At 66.7% G+C, this 6,061-nt stretch carries 3 protein-coding genes; all 3 read left to right on the top strand.

Features of this window, described 5'->3' with window-relative positions; genetic code table 11:
- On the top strand, nt 1-1,248 hold a 1,248-nt coding region (locus JNK68_04145; protein ID MBL8539542.1), incomplete at its 5' end, for an NAD(+) synthase.
- 1 nt (nt 1,249) lies between these two features.
- Nucleotides 1,250-4,666: a mechanosensitive ion channel gene (locus JNK68_04140; protein ID MBL8539541.1), complete on the top strand. Its 3,417-nt coding sequence runs from the start codon at nt 1,250-1,252 to the stop codon at nt 4,664-4,666.
- A gap of 186 nt (nt 4,667-4,852) precedes the next feature.
- Complete coding sequence (locus JNK68_04135) at nt 4,853-6,016, top strand: OmpA family protein (GenBank protein MBL8539540.1); 1,164 nt, start codon at nt 4,853-4,855, stop codon at nt 6,014-6,016.
- Nucleotides 6,017-6,061 lie beyond the last annotated feature (45 nt).

Here is a 6,061-nt window from a genome sequence, read left to right as displayed (position 1 = left end):
CAGCTGGTGGTCGGCGACATCGACCTCGACCGGCTGTCGCAGGACCGCATGCGGCAGACCACCTTCAGCGACTCGGCGCGACGTCACCGCGAGGAGCTTGCACGCTTTCGCGTCGTGGGATTCGAACTCGAACTGCCATCGGGGACAATTCCGCTCGCGCGCATCTACGAGCGCTTTCCCTACGTGCCGAGCGAGGCGTCACGGCGTGACGAGCGCTGCGAGGAGGTGTACCGCATCCAGGTGCAGGCGCTCGCCACGCGGCTGAAGGCCGCGGCCACGCGCAAGATCGTGATCGGCATCTCCGGCGGGCTCGACTCGACGCAGGCGCTGGTCGTGTGCGCGAAGGCGGTCGACCAGATGGGACTGCCGCGCTCGAACATCCTCGCCTACACGATGCCGGGTTTCGCCACCAGCGAGCGCACGCTCGATCAGGCGCGGCGGCTGATGGCGGCCGTCGGCTGCAGCGCGGCCGAGATCGACATCCGTCCGAGCTGCCTGCAGATGCTGCGCGACATCGGGCATCCGTTCGTCGATGGCGATCCCGTGTACGACATCACCTTCGAGAACGTGCAGGCGGGTGAGCGCACGAACCACCTCTTTCGCATCGCCAATCACCACGGCGGCGTCGTCGTCGGCACGAGCGACCTGTCCGAGCTGGCGCTCGGCTGGTGCACCTACGGCGTCGGCGACCACATGGCGCACTACCACGTCAACGCGAGCGTGCCGAAGACGCTGATCCAGTACCTCATCCGCTGGGCGGCGGAGACCGAGGAACTCGGTGCGAGCGTGAGCGACGTGCTGCGCGAGGTGCTCGCCACCGACATCAGCCCGGAGCTCGTGCCGGGCGAAGTGAACGGGCAGCCGGCGCAGCGCACGGAGGACGTGGTGGGACCCTACGAACTGCAGGACTTCAATCTCTATTACACGCTGCGGCTCGGCTACCGCCCCTCCAAGGTCGCGTTCATGTCGTGGTGCGCCTGGCGCGACTACTCCACGGGCCCGTGGCCGGACATCCCGGAGGCGGCGCGGCATGCTTACCGCATCGGCGATATCAAGCGCTGGCTGGCGGTGTTTCTGCGCCGCTTCTTCGAGCAGAGCCAGTTCAAGCGCAGCTGCATCGCCAACAGTCCGAAGGTCGGCTCGGGCGGATCGCTCTCGCCGCGCGGCGACTGGCGGGCGCCCAGCGACGGCGTGGCGCTTCCCTGGCTGGCGGAGCTCACTGCGGTGCCGGAGCAAGATCCCGAGTGACATGGCGCGCGTGGCGTCGCTGATGCGCGTCTTCACGGCGCGGGTCGCCGTGCTGCTGGCGTTGTGCGGCCTGCCGGCACCGGCGCCGGCGCAGACAGCAGAGGCGCCGAATGCAGAGGCCGCAGCCGACCTCAGCCAGTCGGCGATCGACCGCAGGATTCGCGAGCTCGATGCACGCAAGGATATCGACGCCGACAGCCGCGCGCAGATCGCGGAGATCTACCGCAGCGTGCGCAAGGATCTCGAACGGCTCGACGACATCAGGGCGCAGACTGCGCAGTATCAGAAGGTGCAGGCGAGCGGTCGTGCCGATGCCGCGCGGCTCGAGCGCAGCAACGCTTCGACGCGTGCCGTCCTCGACGCGCCGGTCGACGTGGTGGCGGAAGCGGCGCTGGATGTGGACGATCTCGTCAACGTCCTCGCGGCTGCCGAGGCGAAGCGCGCGGCGCTGAAGGCCACGCTCGCCGCCAGGGAACAGGCGCTCGCCCAGCGCACCGAACGCATCCCCCTGGCGAAGCAGGAGCTGCGCGACGCCCAGGGTGCGATCGCCGATCTCAACCATCAGATCGACGCGGCCACCGCCGAGCGCAAGACGACGCTCGGTGAAGCCAAGCTTGCCGCCCTGCGCGCGACGCTCCTGCTCAAGCAGGCGCAGGTGCCGGCGCTGACTGCCGAGCTTGCGGCGCAACCCGTATTGCTGAGTCTCGCCCAGAACGAGCGCGATGCGGCCCGCCTGGACCTCGCGCTGGCGGAAAGTCGGGCGAAGGCGCTCGACGAACTGCTCGCGAAGCGGCGCGTCGCCGACGCCGAGGCGACACAACAGGACGCCGAACGGGCGCTGGAGGCGGCGGCGACCAAGCATCCGATCTTTCAGCAGATTGCGGAGTGGAAGCGCCGTCTGAGCGCGGAGCGCGCGCGGCTGGCGCTGGACATCGGTCGCATGGAGGCGCTGCGCGATACGTACGTCGCCCGCGCGGAGCGCATCGAGGCCCGTGACGAGAGCCTGAAGCAGCGACTGCGCGACGACAATCTGAGCGAAGCGCTCGCGCGCGTGCTCAACAAGGAGATCGGCGAACTCCCCGACGCCGCCGACTTCCGCTTCGCGCAACGGGAGCGCGAGCAGCAGGCGGTCGAGCTCACCGCGAAGATCTTCCAGCTGGAGCAGGAGGAAGCGCCGTACCAGGAGGTCGTGAACAACTACGATCTGTTTCGCGAGAAGCTTGCGGCGCGGGTGGGGCAGGAGGATGCGGAAAAGCTCGCGCCGGAAGTCTGGGCGCAGCTGCAGGAGATGAAGGGGCTCGCCACCAAGATCAACGAAGAACAGAAGTACCTGCTGCAACTGTTCGACGCCACCGATGTCGCGGAGAAGCGCCTGCTGCGTGCGTCCGGCGATTTCCGCACCTTCCTCTCCCGCGTGCTGTTCTGGGTGCCGGTATCGCGCTACGGCGCTGACTGGTTCACGGAGGCGATGCTGGCAGTCGCCGCGCTGCTTTCGCCCCGCAACTGGCTGAGCGTGCTGGCGGCGCTCTGGACCGGAATCAAGTCGAACTGGCCGCGCACCGTCGTGGTCCTGGCTCTCGTCGGTTTCCTGCTCGTGCGGCGACGCGCCTTCGCCGCCGGCATCAGGTCGCTCTCGGCGAAGGTCGGCCGCATTCCGGACGACAGCGTCTGGATCACGGTGCAGGCGCTCGGCTTGACCGCGCTGATCGCATTGCCGTGGCCGCTCCTCATGCAGTCGGTCGCGATGACGCTGTCAGACAGCATCACCGCGTCGCGCTTCGCGAAGCAGGTCGGGGCCGGACTGGCTGCTGTGGCGCTCCCGCTCTTCTTCGTGCTCGTGCTGCGCACCCTGTGCGCGCCGCACGGTGTCGGTCCGGTGCACTTCGGCTGGCGGCGGGAGGCGACCGATGCCGTGCGGCGCAGTCTCAGCTGGCTGTTGCTGCTGGCGCTGCCCGCGGGATTCGTGACGGCCACCATGGGGCAGTTCGCCACCGAAGCGGAACGGTCGAGCCTGGGGCGCATCGCCTTCGTCCTGACCCTGACGGTCATCACCGGGGTGTTCCTCCACTTGCTGCGCTTCGACCGACCGCTCATGCGCGACTTCATCCGGGCGAAGCCGAACGCTTGGTTCGCGCGATTGCCCTGGTTGTGGTTGATGTGCCTGGTGTTGACCTCGCTTTTCATGATCGCGCTTGCGGTGAGCGGTTACCTCTATGCGGCGGTCATGCTGTTCCGGCGCGTCGGCGATTCCTTCTGGATGGTCGTGTCGGCCATCGTGGTCCTGCATCTCGTCGCGCGCTGGATGGTGATCGCGCGTGCGCGGCTGGCCCACCAGGGGAGCGAAGCGCAGACGGCGCCGGCCGAGGTGATGATCGAGGGGAGCGCCAAGCGCATCAAGCTGCCGGACATCGAGAGCGTGGACGCGCAGACGCGGCAGCTGATCGAGACCCTGGTGGGATCGGGCATGCTCATCGGCCTCTATTTCATCTGGCGCGATTCGATCCCGGCGCTGGGCATGATCGGCGATGTTCGGCTCTGGTCGCACGCGGCGCTCGTCGACGGCGAGACGAGGCAGGTGCCGGTGACGGTGGGCAGCGTCACGCTGTCGCTGCTCGTCGTGTTCCTCATGATTGTCACGGTCCGCAATATCGGCAGTGTGCTCGAGGTGCTGCTGCAGCGCCTGCGCCTCGACCCGGGCGCGCAGTTCGCCATCGCCACGACGGCGCGTTACGTCGTCATCGGCGTCGGCACCATCTCGGTCTTCAGCCTGCTCGGGGTGAGCTGGTCGAAGCTGCAATGGCTGGTGGCCGCGATGGGTGTGGGTCTCGGCTTCGGTCTGCAGGAGGTGGTGGCGAACTTCGTTTCCGGCCTCATCATCCTGTTCGAGCGGCCGGTGCGCATCGGCGACACCGTGACGGTCGGCGATGTGACCGGGGTCGTCTCGCGTATCCAGATACGGGCCACGACGCTCACCGACTACGACCGCCGCGACGTTGTCATTCCCAACAAGAATTTCATCACCGAACGCGTCATCAACTGGACGCTGTCGGATCCGACCACGCGCCTCCTGCTCAACGTGGGCGTCGCGTACGGCACCAACCCGCAGCAGGCGCAGGCGGTAATCCTGGCGGCCGTGCGTTCTTGCAAGGGAGTGCTGGAAAAGCCGCCACCGGTCGTGGTGTTCACGACGTTCGGCGCGAGTTCTCTCGATTTCGAGGTGCGAGCCTACGCGAGCACCCTGGAAGAGCGTCTGCCGCTGCTGCACGAAGTGAACACCGCCATCGCCCGTGCCCTTGCCGATGCCGGGATCGAGATTCCCTTCCCGCAGCAGGAGGTGCATGTGAAGTCACTGCCGGAAGCCAATGTGCGGGTGGTGGCGAACCCGCCAGCAGCGCCGGAGACCGGACCGCACGGGTGACGCAGAACTGTTGCGCAATTGCAACAGGTGGCCGGGGCCGAGAAGCATTTGTATCGAAATGAAAGGACTACGCGTTGCTATCGCCAATCCTGCTCATGCACCATGGCAACCGTAGGCACAGGTAAGCGGACGGTCTGCGAGTTTCCTGCAAATCGGATCGTGCTGAAACGACAAGGAGCAATATTGATGAGCAAGAGAACAAGGGTTGGCTTGCTGGTGGCCATGGCACTCGCCGCGCCAGCGGCGGCCAACGCCGCGGGCTTCTTCGACAACCCGCCGGGGTTCGACAACCGGTGGTACGTCGAGCCCTTCGGCAGCTACACGTGGTCCCAGGCCAACCTCAGGACGACCAACTTCTTCGCCCCCGGCCCCTCCTTTGCGCCGAGAGACAACTCGTACGACGGGGCCGGTGCCGGCCTGACCGTCGGCAAGATCATCAACCGCTGGCTGAACCTCGAACTGCGCGCCTCCTATGAGTGGCTCGGCGGTAGCGACGGTGCTTTCCCCGGCAAGGTCGACAACATCCCGTTCGGGTTGAATGCCCTGATCTTTCTCAAGCGCGAGGGTTTCCAACCGTTCATCCAGGTCGGTGGCGGCGGCGCGAATCTGCGCTCGAACGGCGGCGTGATCGGCATCCCGAATCCCATCACCGGCGCACCTCTGACTTACGTAAATGGCCGCAACTCGACCGGCTGGATGGCGAATGCCGGGGTCGGCGCGTTGTATCCGGTCACCGATAACGTGTCGTTGCGGGTCGACGGCGGCTATCGCTGGCAGGAGAACGTGCTCAACCAGCAGACCTTCGTCGGTCGCAACAACGGCAATCTCGGCTTCTGGGTGGTGAACGCCGGCGTGCAGATTGCGTTGGGGCCGAAGCCGCAGCCGCCGGCACCGCCGGTGGTAGCGCCGCCCCCGCCGCCCCCGCCCCCCCCGCCACCCCCCCCGCCGCCGGCGAAGCTGTTGCCGAAGAAGTTCGATTTCTCGGCTGACGTGCTGTTCGACTTCGACAAGTATGCGTTGAAGCCGAAGGGGATCGAGTTGCTGGATGAACTGGCCGCCACGCTGCAAGGTGCGAACTACGACGCGATCATTGCGATCGGCCACACCGATCCGATCGGCAGCAAGGCGTACAACCAGAAGCTGTCGGAGCGTCGTGCCGATGCCGTGAAGCAGTACCTGACGAGCAAGGGCATTGGCGCCGAGCGCATCTCTGCTTCGGGTCGTGGCATGAGCGAGTTGAAGGTGACGATGGCCGACTGCAAGGGGTCGAAGGGACGCAAGGCGCTGATCGAGTGCCTGCAGCCGAACCGTCGGGTCGACATCTCGGTGAGCGGGACGAAGCCGCAATAACCGTCTGACCACGGAAGCTCACGAGCCCTGCCTCGCGCAGGGCTC

The sequence above is a fragment of the Betaproteobacteria bacterium genome, from assembly GCA_016791345.1.
Taxonomy (GTDB): Bacteria; Pseudomonadota; Gammaproteobacteria; order Burkholderiales; family JAEUMW01; genus JAEUMW01.
This window is presented reverse-complemented; position numbering and strand designations above follow the sequence as displayed.

Bases quoted from the DNA above. Each gene is read 5' to 3' on its own strand.
- JNK68_04140 (MBL8539541.1), top strand. From the start codon at position 1,250: ATGGCGCGCGTGGCGTCGCTGATGCGCGTCTTCACGGCGCGGGTCGCC.
- JNK68_04135 (MBL8539540.1), top strand. From the start codon at position 4,853: ATGAGCAAGAGAACAAGGGTTGGCTTGCTGGTGGCCATGGCACTCGCC.